At 73.0% G+C, this 18,479-nt stretch carries 20 protein-coding genes and 2 pseudogenes; 10 read left to right on the forward strand and 12 right to left on the reverse strand.

Annotation, left to right across the window (positions count from 1 at the left end):
• Nucleotides 1–52: 52 nt before the first annotated feature.
• Complete coding sequence (locus IE332_RS08205; RefSeq protein ID WP_189914492.1) at nt 53–751, reverse strand: hypothetical protein; 699 nt, start codon at nt 749–751, stop codon at nt 53–55.
• Nucleotides 752–908: 157 nt separating this feature from the next.
• Nucleotides 909–1,778 (reverse strand): hypothetical protein, encoded by an 870-nt coding sequence (locus IE332_RS08210; protein WP_229928422.1) that lies wholly within the window; start codon nt 1,776–1,778, stop codon nt 909–911.
• Between the two features lie 109 nt (nt 1,779–1,887).
• Here IE332_RS08210 and IE332_RS08215 point away from each other — a divergent pair, with 109 nt between their 5' ends.
• Nucleotides 1,888–2,628, forward strand: coding sequence for a VOC family protein (locus IE332_RS08215; RefSeq protein ID WP_189914494.1), 741 nt, complete (start codon nt 1,888–1,890; stop codon nt 2,626–2,628).
• Between the two features lie 58 nt (nt 2,629–2,686).
• On the opposite strand, the gene IE332_RS08220 is transcribed toward IE332_RS08215, so the two are convergent.
• On the reverse strand, nt 2,687–3,244 hold the full coding sequence (locus tag IE332_RS08220) for a TetR/AcrR family transcriptional regulator (RefSeq protein ID WP_189914496.1): 558 nt from the start codon (nt 3,242–3,244) through the stop codon (nt 2,687–2,689).
• A gap of 138 nt (nt 3,245–3,382) precedes the next feature.
• Between IE332_RS08220 and IE332_RS42560 the strand changes: the two are divergent.
• A pseudogene (locus tag IE332_RS42560) lies at nt 3,383–3,823 on the forward strand (ATP-binding protein); the annotation flags it as partial.
• Between the two features lie 822 nt (nt 3,824–4,645).
• A pseudogene (locus IE332_RS42565) lies at nt 4,646–4,846 on the forward strand (response regulator transcription factor); the annotation flags it as partial.
• A gap of 36 nt (nt 4,847–4,882) precedes the next feature.
• Here the strand turns inward: IE332_RS42565 and IE332_RS08235 are convergent.
• Nucleotides 4,883–5,851 (reverse strand): EamA family transporter, encoded by a 969-nt coding sequence (locus IE332_RS08235; RefSeq protein ID WP_189914498.1) that lies wholly within the window; start codon nt 5,849–5,851, stop codon nt 4,883–4,885.
• Between the two features lie 68 nt (nt 5,852–5,919).
• Between IE332_RS08235 and IE332_RS08240 the strand changes: the two genes are divergently transcribed.
• Nucleotides 5,920–6,780, forward strand: coding sequence for a LysR family transcriptional regulator (locus tag IE332_RS08240; RefSeq protein ID WP_189914499.1), 861 nt, complete (start codon nt 5,920–5,922; stop codon nt 6,778–6,780).
• Between the two features lie 45 nt (nt 6,781–6,825).
• Here IE332_RS08240 and IE332_RS08245 read toward each other — a convergent pair whose 3' ends face one another.
• Both IE332_RS08245 and IE332_RS08250 read right to left on the reverse strand, forming a co-directional pair.
• Nucleotides 6,826–7,530: a response regulator gene (locus IE332_RS08245; RefSeq protein WP_189914501.1), complete on the reverse strand. Its 705-nt coding sequence runs from the start codon at nt 7,528–7,530 to the stop codon at nt 6,826–6,828.
• Nucleotides 7,527–8,723 (reverse strand): sensor histidine kinase, encoded by a 1,197-nt coding sequence (locus IE332_RS08250; protein WP_229928424.1) that lies wholly within the window; start codon nt 8,721–8,723, stop codon nt 7,527–7,529. The genes IE332_RS08245 and IE332_RS08250 overlap by 4 nt, the downstream gene beginning before the upstream one ends.
• Nucleotides 8,724–8,998: 275 nt before the next feature.
• On the opposite strand from IE332_RS08250, the gene IE332_RS08255 reads away from it, so the two are divergent.
• The 3 genes from IE332_RS08255 to IE332_RS08265 all read left to right on the forward strand — a co-directional run bounded on the left by IE332_RS08255 (nt 8,999) and on the right by IE332_RS08265 (nt 11,429).
• Entirely contained in the window at nt 8,999–10,384 is a 1,386-nt protein-coding gene (locus IE332_RS08255) for a tannase/feruloyl esterase family alpha/beta hydrolase (protein WP_229928425.1), read from the forward strand.
• 140 nt (nt 10,385–10,524) lie between these two features.
• Complete coding sequence (locus tag IE332_RS08260; RefSeq protein ID WP_189914506.1) at nt 10,525–10,944, forward strand: ArsR/SmtB family transcription factor; 420 nt, start codon at nt 10,525–10,527, stop codon at nt 10,942–10,944.
• Nucleotides 10,941–11,429 carry an SRPBCC family protein gene (locus tag IE332_RS08265; RefSeq protein ID WP_189914508.1) on the forward strand — a complete coding sequence of 163 codons (489 nt, stop codon included), beginning with the start codon at nt 10,941–10,943 and terminating at the stop codon, nt 11,427–11,429. Before IE332_RS08260 ends, IE332_RS08265 begins: the two co-directional genes overlap by 4 nt.
• Nucleotides 11,430–11,492: 63 nt before the next feature.
• On the opposite strand, the gene IE332_RS08270 is transcribed toward IE332_RS08265, so the two are convergent.
• Entirely contained in the window at nt 11,493–11,897 is a 405-nt protein-coding gene (locus IE332_RS08270) for a RidA family protein (RefSeq protein WP_189914510.1), read from the reverse strand.
• A 215-nt stretch (nt 11,898–12,112) separates the two neighbouring features.
• On the opposite strand from IE332_RS08270, the gene IE332_RS08275 reads away from it, so the two are divergent.
• The gene (locus IE332_RS08275) at nt 12,113–12,784 is read left to right on the forward strand and encodes a C40 family peptidase (protein ID WP_189914512.1); all 672 of its coding nucleotides are present in this window, start codon (nt 12,113–12,115) and stop codon (nt 12,782–12,784) included.
• A gap of 10 nt (nt 12,785–12,794) precedes the next feature.
• Here the strand turns inward: IE332_RS08275 and IE332_RS08280 are convergent, their stop codons facing one another.
• On the reverse strand, nt 12,795–13,271 hold the full coding sequence (locus tag IE332_RS08280) for a MarR family winged helix-turn-helix transcriptional regulator (protein WP_189914514.1): 477 nt from the start codon (nt 13,269–13,271) through the stop codon (nt 12,795–12,797).
• 102 nt (nt 13,272–13,373) lie between these two features.
• Here IE332_RS08280 and IE332_RS08285 point away from each other — a divergent pair, with 102 nt between their 5' ends.
• Nucleotides 13,374–13,784, forward strand: coding sequence for a VOC family protein (locus IE332_RS08285; RefSeq protein WP_189914516.1), 411 nt, complete (start codon nt 13,374–13,376; stop codon nt 13,782–13,784).
• Nucleotides 13,785–13,846: 62 nt separating this feature from the next.
• Here the strand turns inward: IE332_RS08285 and IE332_RS08290 are convergent, their stop codons facing one another.
• Nucleotides 13,847–14,377 carry a CbrC family protein gene (locus IE332_RS08290; RefSeq protein ID WP_189914518.1) on the reverse strand — a complete coding sequence of 177 codons (531 nt, stop codon included), beginning with the start codon at nt 14,375–14,377 and terminating at the stop codon, nt 13,847–13,849.
• A gap of 249 nt (nt 14,378–14,626) precedes the next feature.
• On the opposite strand from IE332_RS08290, the gene IE332_RS08295 reads away from it, so the two are divergent.
• Nucleotides 14,627–15,256, forward strand: coding sequence for a hypothetical protein (locus IE332_RS08295; protein ID WP_189914519.1), 630 nt, complete (start codon nt 14,627–14,629; stop codon nt 15,254–15,256).
• Between the two features lie 113 nt (nt 15,257–15,369).
• On the opposite strand, the gene IE332_RS08300 is transcribed toward IE332_RS08295, so the two are convergent.
• The 3 genes from IE332_RS08300 to IE332_RS08310 all read right to left on the reverse strand — a co-directional run bounded on the left by IE332_RS08300 (nt 15,370) and on the right by IE332_RS08310 (nt 18,303).
• The gene (locus tag IE332_RS08300) at nt 15,370–15,912 is read right to left on the reverse strand and encodes a hypothetical protein (protein ID WP_189914521.1); all 543 of its coding nucleotides are present in this window, start codon (nt 15,910–15,912) and stop codon (nt 15,370–15,372) included.
• A gap of 147 nt (nt 15,913–16,059) precedes the next feature.
• The gene (gene thrS / locus IE332_RS08305; protein ID WP_189914527.1) at nt 16,060–17,319 is read right to left on the reverse strand and encodes a threonine--tRNA ligase; all 1,260 of its coding nucleotides are present in this window, start codon (nt 17,317–17,319) and stop codon (nt 16,060–16,062) included.
• Between the two features lie 252 nt (nt 17,320–17,571).
• Complete coding sequence (locus IE332_RS08310) at nt 17,572–18,303, reverse strand: leucine-rich repeat domain-containing protein (protein WP_189914529.1); 732 nt, start codon at nt 18,301–18,303, stop codon at nt 17,572–17,574.
• Between the last annotated feature and the right edge of the window lie 176 nt (nt 18,304–18,479).

Below are 18,479 nucleotides of genomic sequence, written 5' to 3' on the forward strand. Positions count from 1 at the left end.
CGCGCCAGCCTGCGCGTCGGTGCGGTGCCGGTCAAACCGGTTTTCGCGGAGGTCAGGCGGCGGGGAGGCCGTTCATCATGTCCCGGAAGCGGGCGGACGGGCGCATCATGCCGTTGTCACCGACGTACAGGTTCTCCAGCCAGCCGTCCCGGTACCAGAAGATCGACGCGGTCAGCGGGGCCGGGTCGCCGATCTGGAGCTGCTTCGTCAGGTCGATCATGAAGCGGATCGCGTTCAGTGACGCGCCGGTGCGGATCGGCGCCGCGCAGAACGCGTTGTTCGTCGGCAGGGTGACCAGGGCGCCGTGCGGCAGCTCGGCCCCGCCCAGGGCGTTCTCCAGCCGCAGTGCCTGCGCGGCGCCGGGCCACGCCCCCATCCCGTTGACGGCGTAGAGGGTGTCCCCGTTCGTCGCGTTGAAGGACTTCCGGTTGAGCTGCTCGGTGGCCAGGTTGGCGAAGGCCTTCTCCCAGAGCTCGGCCCGGCTGATGCTCCACTGGTCGGCGGCGTGCTCGGCTATCGCCAGGGCCTCGGTCTTCCCGCCCCGCTTCCCTCCGTCCACGCACAGGACGACCGACAGCTCTTCGTCGATCTGGCGGGCCATGGGGTCGGGGCCCAGCGCGCGGGTCGTGGTGACCAGCAGCCGCAGCCGGTCCCGGACCTCGAAGATCGAGATCGCGGCCAGCGCCTTGCACGGACCGTGCTCGTCGCACAGTGGCTTCGGAAGGTTCTTGCGGTTGCCGAACAGCGGCATGGGTGACTCCCCGGGTCGGTGCGATGATCGGGCCAAAGCCACAGCATCCCACCGGAGTTCGCCGGCGTCATGGAGATCATCCGATTTCTCAGATGGCGAGCCGGGGTCACCGGACGGGCCGGTCGGCCGGCCGGATGTCAGGCCGCCCGGGCGGACGTCAGGTCGCCCAAGGCAGCCGCAGCGCCTCCAGCTCGGGGTCGGCCAGCAGCGCCTCGATCAGGGCCGGAGGGCCGGCGACCTTGGTGCCCCAGAGGTCGTAGTCGGTGCACAGGACCCAGGAGCGGTCGGCGGCCCAGAGGTTGGAGGGGCTGAAGTCGGCGTCATCGGTGTCGTAGAGCAGTGCGGCGTCGCCGAGCCGGCCCGCGCGCACGTGGAGGTTCTCGAAGTCGTAGTCCAGCATCAGCGGGTTGTAGTAGGCGAAGCAGCGGGTGTCCGGGCCGGCCGGGCTGTAGGCGGTGAGGACGGTGACCAGGCGGTTCCAGGTCTCCCGGTCCAGGCTGCCCTCGGTGGGCGGGACGATGCCGAGCGGCCAGCTGCCGTTCTTCCGTGCGGACGGGAGGCAGCGGTAGCAGGGCAGCATCCCCTCCGGGACGACGGGATCGCCGGTCCGCTCCGCGACCTCCGCCCAGCGCAGCCGCCGCCAGCCCGGCCCCGGGTGCTCCGCGCGGCCGAGGTCACCGCCGGTGGCGACACCCACGGCGTCGATGTCCACGCCCACGAGCATGCGGCGCTGCCTGCTCCCGTCCGCCAACCGGGCCTTGTGGTACTCGTCGTACGAGACGTCCCTCGGCCCCTGCTCGTGCTCGTACATGGCGTTGAGCACCCAGACGGCGTCGGGCAGCGCGGGCGGCATGAACCCGAGGGTGCCGTCCTGGCACAGCTCCATCAGCCAGTCGGTCTCGGCGGACGGCGCGAGCGGCCACCGGCCGCGCAGCGGGCCGGTCGGCGAGTCGGTCGGCGACACGGGCAGCGGGTCGGTCGGCGAGTCGGACGGCAGGTCGGACAGCAGGTCGGGTTCCTCGGGCATCCGGTCATGATCGCACGGCGGCGGGCAGGGCCTGCCGGGCGGGCAGCGCCCCCACCGGCCGAAAGACGGCGCCGGTCGACGCGTGGGGCGGGCGCGTAGGATCGCCGGCATGGCACTGCGACCGGTCATGGTGAACATCAAGGCTCTTGACGGACCGGCGGTCGGCCGCTTCTGGGCGGAGGCGCTCGGCTGGAGCGTGTACAGCCCGGGCGTGGCCACGTACGTCGGCCCCGGCGGCGGACTCGTCTGGCCGGAGCCGGTCGGCCTCGGCATCGATGTCGTCCCCGTCCCGGAGGCCAAGACGGCCACGAAGAACCGGGTGCACCTCGACCTCGCCACCACCTCCACCGCTCATCAGGCCGAGTTGGTGGCACGCCTGCTGGCGCTCGGCGCGACGCCCGTCGACATCGGTCAGGGCGAGGTGCCGTGGACGGTCCTGGCCGATCCCGAGGGCAACGAGTTCTGCGTGCTGGAGCCCCGGGAGGTCTACCGGGACACCGGGCCGATCGCCGCCGTGGTGGTCGACTGCGCGGACCCGCGGGAGATGGCCCGGTTCTGGGGCGCGGCGATCGACTGGGCCCCGCAGCAACTGACCGACGAGCAGGCGGTGTTCCGCTCCCCCGAGGGCACCGGACCGTACCTGGAGTTCCTCCGCCGGCCCGACGGGAAGACCGTGCCGGACCGCGTCCACCTCGACCTGCTGCCGAGGCCCGGTGCCGACCTGGCGACGGAGGTGGCCCGGCTGCGGGCCCTCGGCGCCACCGATCTCGACCTCGGCCAGGGCGAGGTCCCGTGGACCTGCCTGGAGGATCCGGAGGGGCACGAGTTCTGCGTCCTCGCGCCGTCCTGACGCGCGGACCCGGCGGCCACCCACCGCCACGTGAGCCCGGCCCGGCGGAGCCGCGGGCTCACTCCACCAGGGCGGCGACCACCCGGCGGACCACCTCGCGGCGCTGCGCCCGGTCGTCGAGGCCCACCACCACCAGCACCTCGGGGTTGGCCACAGCCCACAGCATCGCGATGTGGATGAGCAGCGCGAGCAGGACCTGGGGCTCGAAGCGGGTCGAGACCAGTCCCTTGGCCTGCAGCTCGGCGATGGCGGCGCTCCGGTCGCGCACGCTGGCGACCCCGAGGTCGTTGACCGCGTCGCCGTGCTCCAGCCGCTGCCAGGTGATGAGCCGGGGCAGGTCCGGGTACTCGGCGTAGAGGTCACTGAGAGCGGCCGCGAACCCGGGCAGGTCGTTCACGTCGAGCGGGACGGACACGATGATCTGTTCGACCACTTCGTTCCAGACCGCGTCGAACAGCCCGGCCTTGTTCCCGAAGTAGTGGTAGATCTGCGCCTTGTTGCTGCGCGCGGCGGCGGCGATGCGGTCGACGCGGGCGCCGTTCAGCCCGTGCGCGGCGAACTCGGCCCGGCCGGCCGTGACGAGTCTCCGCCTGGTGGCCTCGGCGTCGCGCTCCATGCACCCAGCTCCTAACTAACCGTTTACTTGACAGGACTGTCAGGGCACAGTGTAATCAACTAACCGTCCAGTTGAATACGGCTGCGGTCACGCGGCCTGGGGCAGGGGAGGGATCCGGCCTTGGAACCGGGCATGGTGATGGTCGGTCGGCACGGCGAACGGGCGCGGCTGACCGCGCTCGTCCGCGCCACCGACGGACGGGCCCTGGTGCTCCGGGGCGAGACGGGCATCGGCAAGAGCTCCCTGCTCGACCTGGCGGCGCAGCTCGCGACCCGCAACGGTCACCTCGTCGTCCGCGCCACCGGCGTCGAGGCGGAGACCGAACTGCCCTACGCCGGACTCCACCAGCTCCTCTACCCACTGCTCCCGGACGCCGGACAACCAGGCGGCAGCCGACTGGGCGCCACCGCCCGCGAGACGTTCGACTCCGCGTTCGACCGGACGGGCGGCCCACCACCGTCGGTCATGGCCCTCGGTATCGCCGTACTCAACCTGCTCTCCTCGACGGCCTCCGAGCGCCCACTGCTGCTCGTCCTCGACGACGGCCAGTGGCTCGACGACGCCAGCGCCGACATCTGCGGCTTCGTCGGCCGTCGACTGGCCGGCACCCCCGGGGTCAAACTCCTGGTGGCCGTCCGCGACGGCACCTCCTCGCGGTTCGACACCGCGGCGCTGCCGGAGGCGCAGATCGGCGCGCTCGCCGACGCGGACGCCGCGCGCCTGCTGGACCGGCAGCACCCCGGACTGGACGGGCAGCTCCGCGCCCTCGTGCTGGACCACGCCCGCGGCAACCCGCTGGCCCTGCTGGAGCTGCCCGTCCAGGCCGCCTCCCGCGTCGGGGTCGCCGTCGCGCTGCGCCCGGGGACGGAGGCCCTCAACGGCGCGTCGGCCGGGGGGCTGGCCGGGGTGCCGGTTATGGTGCCCGTCTCGGCGACCGACGGCCCGTCCCCGACCGAGCGGTGTCGGGTGGCCGGGCTGCCGACCGTCGAACCGGCCGCCGGTGGCCTCGCCCTGCGGCCGCCGCTGCTCCGCCCGAGCACCGTCCGGACCGCCGTAGCAGACCAACTACCCACCGCCCAGCGGGTGTTGGCGCCCATACTGCGGGAGGTACCGGAACAGCGCACCCCACACCCGGCAGCCGTCATCGATCCCGACGAGGACGTGGCCGCCGCTCTGGAAGCCGCGGCCCGCTCGGCGGCCCGGCGCGGCGGTGCGCTCGCGGCCGTGTCCTGGCTGCCCGGGGCTGCCGAGGCGAGCGAGGACAGGGCCGGACGACCGGAGCGGGCCGGGTGGCCCGCCGACACCGGGTGGGCGGGCCAGGCCCACTCCGAACGAAGCCACGCCACCTGGGCCGGCACCGACCGGGCCCAGGCGCCCCACGCCCCGGAGCCCGTCGCGGTGCCACTGACCTGGCAGGAGCGCCGGGTCGCCGAGCTGGCCGCCGCAGGCCTGACGAACAAGGAGATCGGCGAGCGGATCCAGCTCTCCCCCCGCACGGTCAGCACCCACCTCTACCGCGCCTTCCCCAAGCTGGGCGTCACCACCCGCGCGGCCCTCCGCGACGCCCTGACCAGGATGGACGACCGCTCGGCCAAGCCCTGACCCCGGCCCGAACTGTCACGGACTTCCCCGGACCGCTCACCCCCGCGCGCGACGGGAGAGGCCCGACCGCACCGCTCCCGCACTGGCCGCCACGACGAAGACGATCGCCAGGCACTGCCGCGCCGACAGCGTCTGGTCCAGGACCAGGAAGCCCGCCAGCGCCCCGATCGCCGGCGCCAGGCTCATCAGGACCGCGAAGGTCGGGGCGGCCAGGCGGCGCAGCGCCAGCAGTTCCAGGGTGTAGGGCAGCCCCGAGGACAGCAGCGCCACGGCCAGTCCGAGTCCCAGTGCCCCCGGTTCGAGCAGCGCGCCGCCCGCCGAGCCGATGCCCAGCGGCAGGCTCACCAGCGCGGCCACCGCCATCGCCACCGCCAGCCCGTCCAGCCGTGGAAAGCGGGCGCCGGCCCGGGAGTTGAGGAGGATGTACGCGGCGAACATGGCGCCGGCGCCGAGCGCGAAGGCCGCGCCCACCGGGTCGAGCCGCCCGAAGCCGTCCTGCCCGAGCAGGAAGACGCCGACGAACGCCAGCCCGGCCCACACGAGGCTCGTCGCACGGCGTGCGGTGACGACGGAGAGCAGGAGCGGTCCGAGGACCTCCAGCGTCACCGCCGGGCCGAGCGGGATCCGGTCGATCGCCTGGTAGAAGAGGATGTTCATGCCGCCGAGGGAGAGGCCGAACCCGCCGACGACGGCCCAGTCCGTACGGCTGTGCCCGCGCAGCCGCGGACGGCAGACGGCCAGCAGCAGCACGGCCGTGACGGTCACCCGCAGCATCACCGTGCCCAGCGCCCCGACCCGCGGGAAGAGTAGGGCGGCGACGGCGGAACCGAACTGCACCGAGAGGGTGCTCGCCAGCACCAGCCCGACCCCGCCCAGGCTGCCCGCGCCACCGGCCGCCGTGACCACGCGGCCGAGGCCGGGGGACGGTGTACGGGGTGACGGCGCACCTGGTCCCGACGGACCGGGGGCCGGCGCGCTCGCCGGCCGTGAACTCGTGTTCGTCATGCCCCCACGCTAGGAAGCCCCTCGCGCCGCGTGAAATGCCGATCGTCCGGCGATTATGCTTCCCAGGCATGACCATCGAGCTGCGCCACCTGCGGGCCTTCCTCGCCATCGCCGAGGAGGGCACGATCACCCGCGCCGCCACCCGGCTCCACATCGGCCAGCCCGCGCTCTCCCGGACGCTGCGCCAGCTGGAGAGCCACCTCGGAGTGCGCCTGATCGACCGCTCCACCCACCACCTGGAGCTCACGGCGGCGGGCCGGACCTTCCACGACCGGGCCACCGCCGCACTGGCCGCCGTGGACGCCGCCCTCGACCCCCGCACCCTGACCGCCCTGCCGCTGCGCCTCGGCCACCCCTGGGCCGCGCTCGGCGACCACACCGTCCCGCTGCTGCGCCGCTGGGACCAGGAACACCCCGACGTGCCGCTGGAGCTGCGCCGCATCGACGACCGTACGGCGGGGCTCACCCAGGGCCGGGTCGACGTCGCCCTGCTGCGCGGCGACATCACCGACCCCGGCCTGGCCACGCAACTGCTGCTGGAGGAGGACCGGGTGGCGGTCGTGCCCGCCGACAGCGACCTCGCCGACCGGCCGTCCCTCACCCTCGCGGACCTGGCGACCTGGCCGATCGCCCTGAACACGGTGGCCGGCACCACCACCCTGGACCTGTGGCCGGCCGCCACCCGGCCCAGGACGACGATCGAGGTCACCAACACGGACGAATGGCTGACCGCCATCGCGGTGGGCCGGGCCGTCGGCATCTCGACCTCGGCGACACCCCGGCTGCACCGGCACCCGATGATCGCCTACCGGCCGCTGACCGACGCCCCGCCGGTGCCCCTGCTGCTGGCCTGGCACCGAGGCACCCCGACCCACCCGGCCATCCCGGACCTGGTCCGACTGACCCGGGACCTGCTGGCGGAGCACTGACCGCCGCCCCTCCGCCCCCGGGCCGGGCGGTGTGCGGGTGGTGTTTCAGAGCAGGCCGTGGTCGCGGGCGTACAGAGCGGCCTGAGTGCGGTCGCGGAGGCCCAGTCGGTTGAGGATGCGGGAGATGTGGTTCTTGACGGTCCCCTCGCTGAGGTGGAGCCGGCCGGCGATCTCCCGGTTGGTGGCGCCGCCCGCGATCAGGCGCAGCACGTCCGTCTCGCGGCCGGTCAGCGCGTCTGCCGGGCCCGGGCGGTGGGGACCGGGGGCCGGCTGCGGATCCGTTGCCGCCGGGGTCACCCGACCTGGGATCGTCAGGGCGGCGGCGAGACGGGCCAGCACTGCTGTGTCGAGCTGGGCGACACCGGCGTGGACGAGGCGTACGGAGCGGGCGAGTTCGACGGAGGGCAGGTTCTTGAGCAAGTAGCCGACTGCGCCGGCCACGAGCGCACCGGCGACGTAGTCCCGGTCGTCGAAGGTGGTCAGCATGACGACCCTGCACGAGGGCACCCGGGTGGCGAGGACGGCGGTGGTGTCGATGCCGTCCATGCCGGGCATCCGGACATCGACCAGGGCGACGTCCGGCCGGTGGATGACGGCGGCCTCGACGGCCGTCGCTCCGTCGCACGCGGTGGCGACGACGGTGATGCCCGGCTGGATACCCAGCAGGGAGGCGATCCCCTCCCGGACCAGCTCCTGGTCGTCGACGACCAGGACGCGCACCGGCTCCCCCGGGGCCTCCGGCCCGCTCACCCGGCGCTCCCCACCGGTATCGGGCAACGCGGGACGGTGACGGTGACGGTGACGACGGCTCCGCCCGCCTCCCGAGGCGTGGGCTGACCGTCGATGTCGACGCGCCCGCCGAGGAGTTCGACCCGCTCGCGCATGCCGCGGATCCCGAAGCCGGTGCCGCCGGGGCGGTCGGTGGGGACGGCGGCGAAGCCCCGTCCGTTGTCGGCCACGACCAGCCGGGCCGCGACCTCGCCATAGGCGGCCGTGACATCGATGCGGGTGGCCCGTCCGTGCCGCTGAGCGTTGGTGAGCGCCTCCTGGGCGGCCCGGTACAGGGCGGTGAGCGGCTCGGCGCCGTACCCGGCCTCGTCCCCGGTGACCTGGAGGGTCACGGTCATCCGGTCGTCGCCGAAGTGTCGGACCAGGTCGGCGAGCGCGCGGGTGAGGGAGAAGGGCCGGGCGTCGCGCAGCGCGCTCACGGACTCGCGGACCTCGGTGAGGGCCCGTCCGGCGGACCAGCGGGCGTCCGACACCGCCTTGGCGGAGGCCGGCGGGTCGAGCTCCCGGAACGCCTCGGCCTTCTCCAGCTGGATGGCGACAGCGGTGAGATGGTGTCCGAGGCTGTCGTGGATCTCCCGCGCGACCCGGTTCCGCTCGTCGGCCGTGGACAGCTCCGCCACCCGCAGCGCGTACGCGGCCAGCTGCTCGTGGGAGTCCTCCAGCTCCGCCAGGACGCCTTCCAGCCGCGCCCGCGCCTGCTGCTCGCGCACGGCGACGGCCGCCATCGATCCGGCCAGTGCCAGCGCCAGGCCGAACATCAGCAGGTCTGAGACGTACTCCGCGCGCACCCACCACCGGGGGACCCACAGCGTGTAGCCGACGACCAGCAGGGCGACACAGCCCGCGCCGCAGAGCACGCCGGCTCTTCGGCCGAAGGCGAGGTAGGCCGTGAACGGCACCAGGACGAACAGGGCCCGAGAGACGCCCGAGCCGTCCAGCGCGGCGACGGCCGTGAACAGCAGGAGCCGGACGGCCAGCAGGACCGCCTCCCCACGGACGGGGCTGCTCGGCTTCCGGCAACGCCGTTCGAAGACCTCCAGGGCGAGGAGCAGGGCCAGCCCCGCCACGAAGCCCGCGACGCGTGCGAGGTGCGCCGGGCCACCCGAGACGGCGGCGTGGTAGATCCCGCCGGCCAGGACCGCCGTGTACAGCACGGGCGGAATCCACGGCACCGCGGTCGACGGCGAGGCCATCCGTTCCCCCTCCCAGTAGCCCTTCACCGGGGACCATACGGGACCCCGGTAACCGGAGCACAAGCCTCTCCCAAGGTCTGGCCACAGGTCATGTGCCGATCGGCAGGGGGAGGTGGCCGTGCGACGGACCGGACGCCGGAGGAACTGGCCATTCGGCACTCCCCGGCGTCCTGCCCCGCTGCCTACGGTCGGTCTGTCCCGATCACCGCACCCCCCGGCCCGAGGAGCTTTCGACCATGGCCCGCACGAGTTCCCGCACGATGTACCGGCGTTGGCGCCCCCTCGTCGCCGCCGTCCCCGCCCTCCTGGCAGTCGGTCTCCTCCCCGCCGCCGAGGCGAGCGCCGCCCGCACCGCCTGCGAAGGACGGCGACTGCGCGTTCCCGGTGCGGAACGCCTCGTCAGCCACTGCCTGGCGGACCTCACCACCACCGGCACCCGCCCGCTCGGCCTCACCAACCCCGAGGACTACGACAAACTCCAGGCGCTGGACACGGTCAACCCGTCGCACGTGCCCGGCATCCAACTCGACGGCTACTTCCCGGACACCTCCACGACCAACACCAACAACGGCTGGAACCACGACAGCCAATTCGTGATCCGACTGCCCGAGCACTGGAACGGCGGCCTGGTCGTCGCCGGCCCGCCCGGCACCCGGCGGCAGTACGCCAACGACCAGATCATCAGCGACCAGGTGCTGGCCAGGGGTTTCGCGTACGCCGCCACCGACAAGGGCAACACCGGCCCCGAGCTGTACAAGGACGGGGACGAGCCGGGCGACGCGATGATGGAGTGGCACCTGCGCGTCGCCCAACTCACCGTCGCCGCTAAGCAGGTGGCCGCCAAGCACTACGGGAAGGCGCCGACCCGGACGTACGCCGCCGGCCTCTCCGCCGCCGGGTACCTGGTGCGCTGGCAGCTGGAGCACTACCCACAGCTCTACACGGGCGGCATCGACTGGAACGGCCTGCTGCTCACCCGGGACGAGCCCGCCCTGCTGACCAACCTGCCTCCCGCCCTGCGCGCCTACCCCCGCTGGGACCGGCACGAGCCCGGCGCAGCCGAGGCCATGTACGCCGCCGGGTACCCGAAGGGCTCCGAGAAGCTGTGGAAGGCCCACTACTACACCCTCTGGGACTCCCTGCAGCGCACCATCCGCGAGGAGCTCGACCCGGACTACGACGGCGCCGCCCAGGGCGGCACCCCGTTCTGCCCCGAAGGGACGGGCGCCGGCTGCGACACCGACTACGACTACGCCGCCCGGCCCGACAGCGTCCACGACGCGGTCGAGCGGGTGTCGCTGACCGGCCACATCACCCGGCCGCTGATCACCATCCAGGGCACCTTCGACGTCCTGCTCCCGATCACCCGGACCGGCGACGTGTACGACCGGATGGTGAACGACTCCGGCCGGGGTGACCTGCACCGGTACTACAGGATCGAGAACGGCACCCACACCGACGGCTTCTACGACCTGGCGAAGGATGTCGTCCGGCCGATGCAACCCTGCTTCAACACGGCCTTCGACGACCTGGTGGCCTGGACCACGAAGGGCGCCACCCCGCCGCCCAGCCACACCCTCCCCCGGGCCGCCGACGACACGACCACCGGCTGCGCGCTCTGATCGGAGGAGTTCACGACCGAATCCACAACCGAACGGTTGAATACGCGGGCGGGGCGGCGTAGCGTTGTTCTCAACCAATCGGTTGAGGATCGGTCGAGCCGCACCGGCTGAGGATCGGTTCGGACGGACAGGAGGGTGTGTTGGCTGTCGACCAGCTGTCCCGGGCGTTCGTGGCCCTGGCGGACCCGACCCGGCGGGACATCGTGGCCCGGCTGTCGGTCCGGGACGCGACCGTCGGCGAGTTGGCCGAGTCCTACGCGATATCCATGCAGGCCGTCTCCAAACACCTGAAGGTGCTGGAGGAGGCCGGGCTGGTCAGCCGCAGCCGGGACGGCCAGCGCCGGCCCTGCCACCTGGAACCGCAGGTGTTCGAATTGATGACGAGCTGGATCGAGCGGTACCGGCGCCAGGCCGAGGAGCGGTTCAGCCGGCTGGACGCCCTCCTCGCGGATCTGGCCGACGAGACCGCACCCACGGGCGAGAACGACCACGACCACGACCACAGCGACCGCGACCGCGACCGCGACCGGCCTCAGCAGAGCGAAGGAGTCCCGTCATGACCTCCACCAACGGCCCCGAGACCCGGATCGAAGCGGACCCGCAGCTGCCCACCATCCGGATCGTCCGCGAGTTCGACGCCCCGCGGGAGCGGGTGTTCCGGGCCTGGATCGACCCCGAACTGGTCGCCCGGTGGCTCGGCCCGAAGGACCTCGACATGAAGATCGACACCTGGGAGGCGCGCACCGGCGGGCACTACCGCTACTCCGCGCACCGCGACGGCCAGGTGGTCGCCTCCTTCTACGGCTCCTTCCACGAGGTCCGGCCGGCCACCCGGCTCGTCCAGACCTTCACCTTCGAGGGCGTCCCGGACGGCGTCTCACTGGACACCGCGACCTTCGAACCCGCCGGGGAGGGCCGCACCCGCGTCACCGTGCTGTCGGTGGTCGACAGCCTGGAGGCCCGGGACGCCATCCTCGCCAGCGGCATGGAGCACGGCGTGGTCGAGGGCTACCTGCAGTTGGACGCCCTGCTCGCCGCGGGCTGACCGGGCCCGACCCGCCGACGGCCGTGACCAGCCGACGGCCCGGTCAGACCGGGTCCCGGCGGGTCACGGCAGCACCGCGACCGCCTCGACCTCCACCAGCTGGCTGTCGTACCCGAGCACCGACACGCCGAGCAGCGTGCTGGGCGCGTCATGCTCCCCCATGTAGGAGCGGTAGACGTTCCACACCTTCACCAGGTCCGCCTGGTCGCCCGAGGCCACGTACACGGTGCTCCTGGCGACGTCGGTGAGAGCGGCGCCCGCGTCCTCCAGCACGGTTATCAGGTTGCGCATCACCTGATGGGCCTGCCCCTCGTAGTCGCCGACGGCGACCGTGCGACCCTCCTCGTCGAGCGGGCAGGCCCCGGCCAGCCACAGCGAGCGCGCCGGGGCGTCGACCACCGCGCCGTAGGCGTAGTCGACGGCCTGCGTCAGCCGGGAGTTACGGATCAGTGTGACGGTGCTGCTCATGAGGTCCTCCGACGGCCCGACCGAACGTTCGCGCCCATCGTTGGCCTCCGCCGAACGACCGTCAAACCATTTACCGGCGAACTTCCCACCGTTCCAAGGCCGGTGCGCCCACGATTCACCGTTGCGGGTGATGGCGGACGGCCCGGCAGGCACGGAATCCTGATGCCCGCACACACACCGCTAGCCACTCGCAACCGCCGTCCGGGAGCCGCCCCATGGAACACCGACCGACGGACCAACGACCGGCCGACCACCAATCGACCGATCGCGACCAGGACACCGGCGTCGCACGGCGCCGCATGCTCGGCCTCGCCCTCGGCGCGGGCCTGGTCCCGGCACTCGCCCCGGCGGCGCTCGCAATCCCCGCCGCCACCACGTCCGCACCGGCCGTGTCCACACCGGCCGCCTCGTCGGCCGAGGCCCTGGGCCGGCGGGTCGCCGCCGTGGCCGCGGCCCAGATCGGCGTGCCCTACGCCTGGGGCGGCGGCGACCGCCTCGGCGCGGGCCTCGGCTTCTGCGACGAGGAGAACGGCTGGCTGAACGGCGTGTGCATGGGCGAGAAGACGGTCGGCTTCGACTGCAGCGGCCTGTCGCTCTACTGCTGGTACCGGGCCAGCCACGGCACCGTCGAGCTCGGGCACTACACCGTCGCCCAGTTCAACCTCAGCGCCCCGGTGGACCGCACCGCGCTCGCCCCGGGCGATCTGCTCTTCTTCTCCCGCCCCGACGCGCCCCTGCACCACGTCGGGGTCTACGTCGGCGACGGCGCGATGATCCACGCCGAGCGCACCGGGACGCTGGTCGCCCGCGTCGAGAACGTGCTCGACGTCCCGCGCTGGGCGGGCGAGTTCGCGGGCGCCCGCCGCCCCGCGCCGCCCGCCGACTGAGCACACCCCGTCACAGCCCGCTGCGCCGCTCCCCCGCCCCCTGGTGCACCCGCAACAGCAGCGACTGCAGCACCTGCCGCTCCCCCGCGTCCAGCGGCGCGAGCACCTCGTCCTGCACCGCCCGCGCCAGCGCGTCGAGTTCGGCGAGCAGCTCCCGCCCGGCGGCGGTGATCGAGACCGAGACCCGCCGCCGGTCGGCCTGGTCCCTCGCCCGCTCGACATGCCCGGCGGCGGCGAGCTGGTCGGCCACCTTGGCCAGGTCGCTCGGATCGAGGCCGAGCCGCCGCACCAGGTCCCGCTGGGCCTGCGGACCGAAGTCGGCGAGCGCGGCGAGCACCGCCATGTCCCAGAGCCGCAGCCCGCGTTCGGCCAGCCGCTCGGCGAGCCGGCCCCGGGCCGTCTTGCCGATCCGGGACAGCAGGTAGGTGCTCAGGTCCAGCAGGGTCGGCGGGAGTGCGGGTGCGTCGATCGGATCCTCGGAGGCCATGGCGGAAGTCTAGGGTGTATTCCTATAGTGGGTCTCGACCCACTAATTCTCGAGCCCACCGATCCGCCCATCCGTCCGCCCACCGCCCCCAGGAGCCCGCCCGTGGACGCCCTCTACCCCCGCCTGCTCGTCACCCGCTTCGCCGACTGCTTCGCCTTCTACCGCGCGATACTCCCCCCGCTCACCGGCGCCACCCTCGTCAAGGGCGCACCCGAAGGCCCGTACGCGAACTGGGACGTCGCCGACCAGGCCGTCCTGGTCCTCTTCGACCGCTCCGCGATGGCCACCACACTGGGCACCACCGAACTCCCCGCCCGCCCCACCGCCCCCGCACAGGACGCCGCGATGCTGGTCTTCCGGGTCGACGACGTGGACACCGCCCTCGACCTCTGCCTGCACCACGGAGCCACCCTCGCCGCCCCGGCCACCGACCGCCCGGAGTGGGGCCCGAACCTCCGCAGCGCCCACCTCCGCGACCCGGACGGCCACTTGATCGAGCTGCAGTCCTACTAGGAGCACCCGACAGAAAGCCCTGTTGTAGCCATCTCCCCTTCCTGGCAGGCTCATTGAACGAGCTAGGGGGCGTCCGCGTATGCGAGGTGGGCGCCACAGACTCGGCACTGGAAGAGGTAGGCGGTCGGCTGGCCGTTCTTGGACGACGCCATGAGGTACTGCTCGGCCCGCCACGAGTCCTGGAGGCCGTCACCGAGCTCTTGCCGCACTGATGCCCATGCTTCGGGGCGCTCCAGGAGCTCGGCTGCTCCGGCGCTTCCGAGGAAGGCCGCGCCGTCGCCGCAGTGGATCATCCAGTGTTCCTGCTGCCACCCGTTGAATCCCGGCGTGCGTTGCGTGATCGCGAACAGCCGGTCCAGCGGAACGTCGTCGACGACCTCTGTGAACTGGGCCTCGAAGCGTTCGGCCGCACTACCGTTCGCTATGCACCAGGGGCACAACCGACCGCGGAGGTCCTCCGCTGCGTAGACAGGCCCGGTGTAGACGTAGCCGCGGGCCCGACCGCAGCAACCGCACTCTGCGGGGGACGGGACGACGGCACCGGTGGCCACCGGGTCGGGGTGATACGGGAACTCTGGAAGCGGCTCTGTCACGGCGAGCGACCGTATCACCGTGGTTCCGGCCACCCAACTGCGCTGCCCCCGACGAGATCAGGCCGTTGGTGTTCTCGTCCGAGCCGTGTTGTCAGGGGCCGGCCGGGCCGATCTGCCGGTGAAACTGCCGCCGGCCCTCACCGGACCGCCATAGCCTTCACTCAGTGCTCACCGGAACTCCATCCGGACGCATCGTCAGATGTCGTGTGCCACAGGCGCGTTACCTACGAGAGGATCCGAAACTCTCCCATGACCAGTCTCCGTCTACGAGCCGCAGCCCTGGCGGCCGTCGCCGCGATCGGGTTCGCCACCCTGAGCGCCGGCGCCGCCCAGGCCGCTCCCGGCACGACTCCGGCCCAGGCTCCGGCGGCTGCGGCCCCGGCTCCGGCGGCTGCGGCCCCGGCTCCGGCGGCTGCGGCCCCGGCCGCTGTGGCCGCGGCGGCCACCGCGCTGTCCGCGCCCACCCGCATCCCGATGAACAGCGCGATCTACCGCAACCAGGCCTGGTACTCGCCGGACCACCACATCATGCTGGCCATGCAGGGCGACGGCAACGTGGTCCTCTACCGCGACACCACCCCGCTCTGGGTCGCCAAGGGCGCCATTCCCAACGGCAACGTCCTGGTCATGCAGGGCGACGGCAACCTCGTCGTCTACGCCGCCGACAACACCCCGCTCTGGTCGAGCGGGACGGCCGGTCACGCCGGTGCCGAGCTGACCGTCTACAACGAGGGCGCCATCGCGGTCGAGCAGAACGGCAAGGTCCTCTGGACCTCGGTGCCGCCCACCCCCCAGCTCCCGCCGTGCCCGCCTTGGGGCCCGCCCTACCCCGGCCAGTGGATCCCGCCGTGGTGCCCGACCTGGCCCTTCCCCAGCTAGTGACGCGACAGCCGGGGTCGCGACAGCTGGTGCCGCGATAGCCGGTGACGCGACGCAGTCCGGGCCGGCCGTTTCGCCCGGCCCGGACTGCCCGGACTGCCCGTCGGCCGCCGTCAGCGGTGGAAGACCTGCAGCTCCCGCACGGCGTCGTTGAAGTTCGCCCCGAGAGCGGAGGCCGGGAGGTCCACGGTCTTCTCGACGTCGAGCGTGGACCAGAGGTGGGCGGCGTTGCAGTTGTTGTAGCCCTTCATCGAGGACACGCTGAGCGCCACGTCGAAGTAGTTCACCAGGTGGTAGCCGGTGGCGTCGCAGCCGCCCGCGTCTCCGTAGAAGGCGTAGATGACGCCGCCGCCGTAGTCGACGTCCTTGAACTCCTCCAGCAGCAGCGTGCGGTCGGCCGGTTGCTCCGCCGCGCGGGTACGGCCGTCGGCCCGGGCGAGCGCGTCGGCGAGGGAGTCCGGCGAGCAGGCCCGGCCGAGGACCGGCGAGAAGCCGTCCGCGCCCGGCGCGTGCCCGACCACGGCGGCGCAGTACCGGGCGTCGGGTACGGGCAGCGGGCGGTGCTGGGCGGAGCCGGCCGGGGCGGCGGCGACCGCTCCGGCGAGGGCGAGACAGCCGGCGACGGCGGGGGCGACGAGTCTTCGGGGAACGCGCATCGGGGACCTCCGGGACGGGTGGGGGCAACGGCGGCCGTGGACTCGGCCACCGCGCCCATTCGACGGGTGGCCCTCGCCCCCGGCCCGGCCGACACACCGCGTGACCGCACTAGTCGTACGTATGCCACCGCCCGCGGCCCCTCCCGCTCACCCCTCCCCGCCGTCGCCCCACAGCTCGGCGCCGCACCCGGCGACCAGCGCGCCGATCCGCGCCCAGGCCTCCTCCGCCGGCAGCGGCTCCAGCCGGCGGCCGTCCCGCAGGCGCAGCGCGACGCGGTCGTCCACGGCCTCCTTGGCGCCGATCACCGCCTGGTACGGGACCAGCCGGGCCTCCCTGATCCGGGCGCCCAGGCTGCCGTGCTCGGGCCCGGCGACCTCGGCGCGCAGCCCGAGGTCGAGGCAACGCTGCCGGAGCCGTTCGGCCTGCGGCAGTTCGGCGTCGGAGATCGGCAGCAGCACGACCTGCACGGGCGCGAGCCAGGCGGGGAAGGCGCCGCCGTACAGCTCGATCAGGTGGGCGACCACCCGTTCGACGCTGCCGATCACGCTGCGGTGGACCATCACCGGGCGGTGCTTGGCGCCGTCCGGGCCGATGTAGTGCAGGTTGAACCGCTCGGGCTGGTGGAAGTCGATCTGGACGGTGGAGAGGGTGAACTCGCGCCCGGCACCGTCGGCGATCTGCACGTCGATCTTGGGACCGTAGAACGCGGCCTCGCCCTCGGCCGCCTCGAACGGCACCCCGGAGCGCTCCAGCACATCGGTGAGCAGGGCGGTGGCGCGCTGCCAGAGCGCCGGGTCCGCCACGTACTTCCCGCCGGCGCCGGGCAGCGAGAGCCGGTAGCGGACCGGCACGATGCCGAGCGCCCGGTGCGCCTCGCGGATCAGCTCCAGGGCGGCGACGGCTTCGTCGGCGGCCTGCTCGGGGGTGCAGAACACGTGCGCGTCGTTCAGCTGGATCGCCCGGACCCTGGTCAGCCCGCCCAGCACGCCGGACAGCTCGGATCGGTACATGCCGCCCAACTCGGCCATGCGCAGCGGTAGTTCCCGGTAGCTGTGGGAGCGGGAGCGGAAGATCAGGGCGTGGTGCGGACAGAGGCTGGGGCGCAGCACCATCTCCTCCGAGCCCAGTTGCATGGGTGGGAACATGTCCTCGCGGTAGTGCGCCCAGTGGCCGGAGATCTCGTACAGCTCTCGCTTGCCGAGCACCGGGGAGTAGACGTGGCGGTAGCCGGCCCGGCGCTCGCGGCCGCGGATGAACTCCTCCAGGGTGTGCCGGATCGCCGCGCCGTCGGGCAGCCAGTACGGGAGGCCGGAGCCCATCAGCGGGTCGGTGTCGAAGAGGTCGAGTTCGCGGCCGAGCTTGCGGTGGTCGTGCGCGGCGTGGTTGTCGATGGGGCGGTCGTTCATGGGGCGGTCGTTCACGGTGTCGGTCTCCACTCGGGGGATGCGGGCGAGTGGACCGGGAAACGACGAAGCCCCGGGGCACTCGCCCCGGGGCTTCGGACTAGGTCAGCAGTCAGCGCGCCGGGACTCTCTCCGGCGTCGTCGTGGCGAGTGCAGCGCGCTTCATGCGACCAACCGTAGCAGTTCGGCCGACGGACGCAAGATCTTTCCTGGCGCCTCCGGGGGGCTTCTGCCGCCTCCACCGGACCGACGACCTCAGTGCAGGACGACGCACCCGCGCGCGCCGAGCGCGTCCAGCAGCCGCGCCGACGGCCGGACGTCGTTCCACCGCAGGTCCAGCTTCTCCAGGGCGGGCAGCGCGCCCGGTCCGGCCAGCCAGTGCGGCAGTTCGGCGATCCGGTTGCCGCGCAGGTCGAGCCGGCGCAGTAGCGGCAGCCCGGCGAGGACGGACGGGACCTCGGCGAGCGCGTTCTCCCTGAGCTCCAGCTCGCGCAGTTCGGTGAGCCCGGCCAGCGAGTCCGGCAGGCCGGTCAACTCGTTGCCGCGCAGCCAGAGTTCGCGCAGCGCCCCGAGCAGCCCGAGCTCCTCGGGCAGCGCGCCGAGCCGGTTGTGCTGCGCCCGGAGCTCGACCAGGGAGGCCATCTCGCCGATGGTGGCGGGGAGTTCGGTGAGCCGGTTCTCGCCGACGTTGAGGTAGCGCAGCGCGGTGAGCCGCCCGAGGGTGTCCGGCAGGGTGGTCAGCGCGTTGTCGTGCAGGTAGAGGAAGTCGCCGAGACCGGTGAGGTCGCCCAGCTCGGCGGGCACCTCGGTGAGCTTGTTGTGCCCGAGGTCGAGGGTGCGCAGCGCGGTCAACCGGCCGATGCCTGCAGGGAGTTCGGAGATCCCGGTGTCGGCGAGGATGAGCACCGTCAGGTCGGTGCGCTCCCACACCTCGGCCGGCACCTCACCGAGCGGCTGCCGCCAGAGGTTCAGGGTCACGTCGGTCACTGCTCGCCCCTCGTCGTCCGTACAGGTCGGAGGATCGTCCCATACGACTCACGCTGCCGCTCCGACCCGCCCGCGCGGCCGAGCACCCCGCGCGAGGACTCCCCCGTGAGGGCTCCCCTCAGCGGACGGACCGGCCTGGCGCCGACGCCGCGGGGGTCACTGAGGTACCCCGGCGA

Origin of the sequence: Kitasatospora xanthocidica (assembly GCF_014656195.1) — a bacterium.
Lineage (GTDB): Bacteria > Actinomycetota > Actinomycetes > Streptomycetales > Streptomycetaceae > Kitasatospora > Kitasatospora xanthocidica.

What these genes read in the sequence shown, in the direction of transcription:
- IE332_RS08220 (WP_189914496.1), bottom strand. Translation starts at nt 3,244, where the DNA reads ATGGAGCGCGACGCCGAGGCCACCAGGCGGAGACTCGTCACGGCCGGC.
- IE332_RS08265 (WP_189914508.1), top strand. Translation starts at nt 10,941, where the DNA reads ATGACCTCCACCAACGGCCCCGAGACCCGGATCGAAGCGGACCCGCAG.
- IE332_RS08255 (WP_229928425.1), top strand. Translation starts at nt 8,999, where the DNA reads ATGGCCCGCACGAGTTCCCGCACGATGTACCGGCGTTGGCGCCCCCTC.
- IE332_RS08235 (WP_189914498.1), bottom strand. Translation starts at nt 5,851, where the DNA reads ATGACGAACACGAGTTCACGGCCGGCGAGCGCGCCGGCCCCCGGTCCG.
- IE332_RS08275 (WP_189914512.1), top strand. Translation starts at nt 12,113, where the DNA reads ATGGAACACCGACCGACGGACCAACGACCGGCCGACCACCAATCGACC.
- IE332_RS08205 (WP_189914492.1), bottom strand. Translation starts at nt 751, where the DNA reads ATGCCGCTGTTCGGCAACCGCAAGAACCTTCCGAAGCCACTGTGCGAC.
- IE332_RS08280 (WP_189914514.1), bottom strand. Translation starts at nt 13,271, where the DNA reads ATGGCCTCCGAGGATCCGATCGACGCACCCGCACTCCCGCCGACCCTG.
- IE332_RS08270 (WP_189914510.1), bottom strand. Translation starts at nt 11,897, where the DNA reads ATGAGCAGCACCGTCACACTGATCCGTAACTCCCGGCTGACGCAGGCC.
- IE332_RS08300 (WP_189914521.1), bottom strand. Translation starts at nt 15,912, where the DNA reads ATGCGCGTTCCCCGAAGACTCGTCGCCCCCGCCGTCGCCGGCTGTCTC.
- IE332_RS08295 (WP_189914519.1), top strand. Translation starts at nt 14,627, where the DNA reads ATGACCAGTCTCCGTCTACGAGCCGCAGCCCTGGCGGCCGTCGCCGCG.
- IE332_RS08240 (WP_189914499.1), top strand. Translation starts at nt 5,920, where the DNA reads ATGACCATCGAGCTGCGCCACCTGCGGGCCTTCCTCGCCATCGCCGAG.
- IE332_RS08210 (WP_229928422.1), bottom strand. Translation starts at nt 1,778, where the DNA reads ATGCCCGAGGAACCCGACCTGCTGTCCGACCTGCCGTCCGACTCGCCG.
- IE332_RS08215 (WP_189914494.1), top strand. Translation starts at nt 1,888, where the DNA reads ATGGCACTGCGACCGGTCATGGTGAACATCAAGGCTCTTGACGGACCG.
- thrS (WP_189914527.1), bottom strand. Translation starts at nt 17,319, where the DNA reads ATGAACGACCGCCCCATCGACAACCACGCCGCGCACGACCACCGCAAG.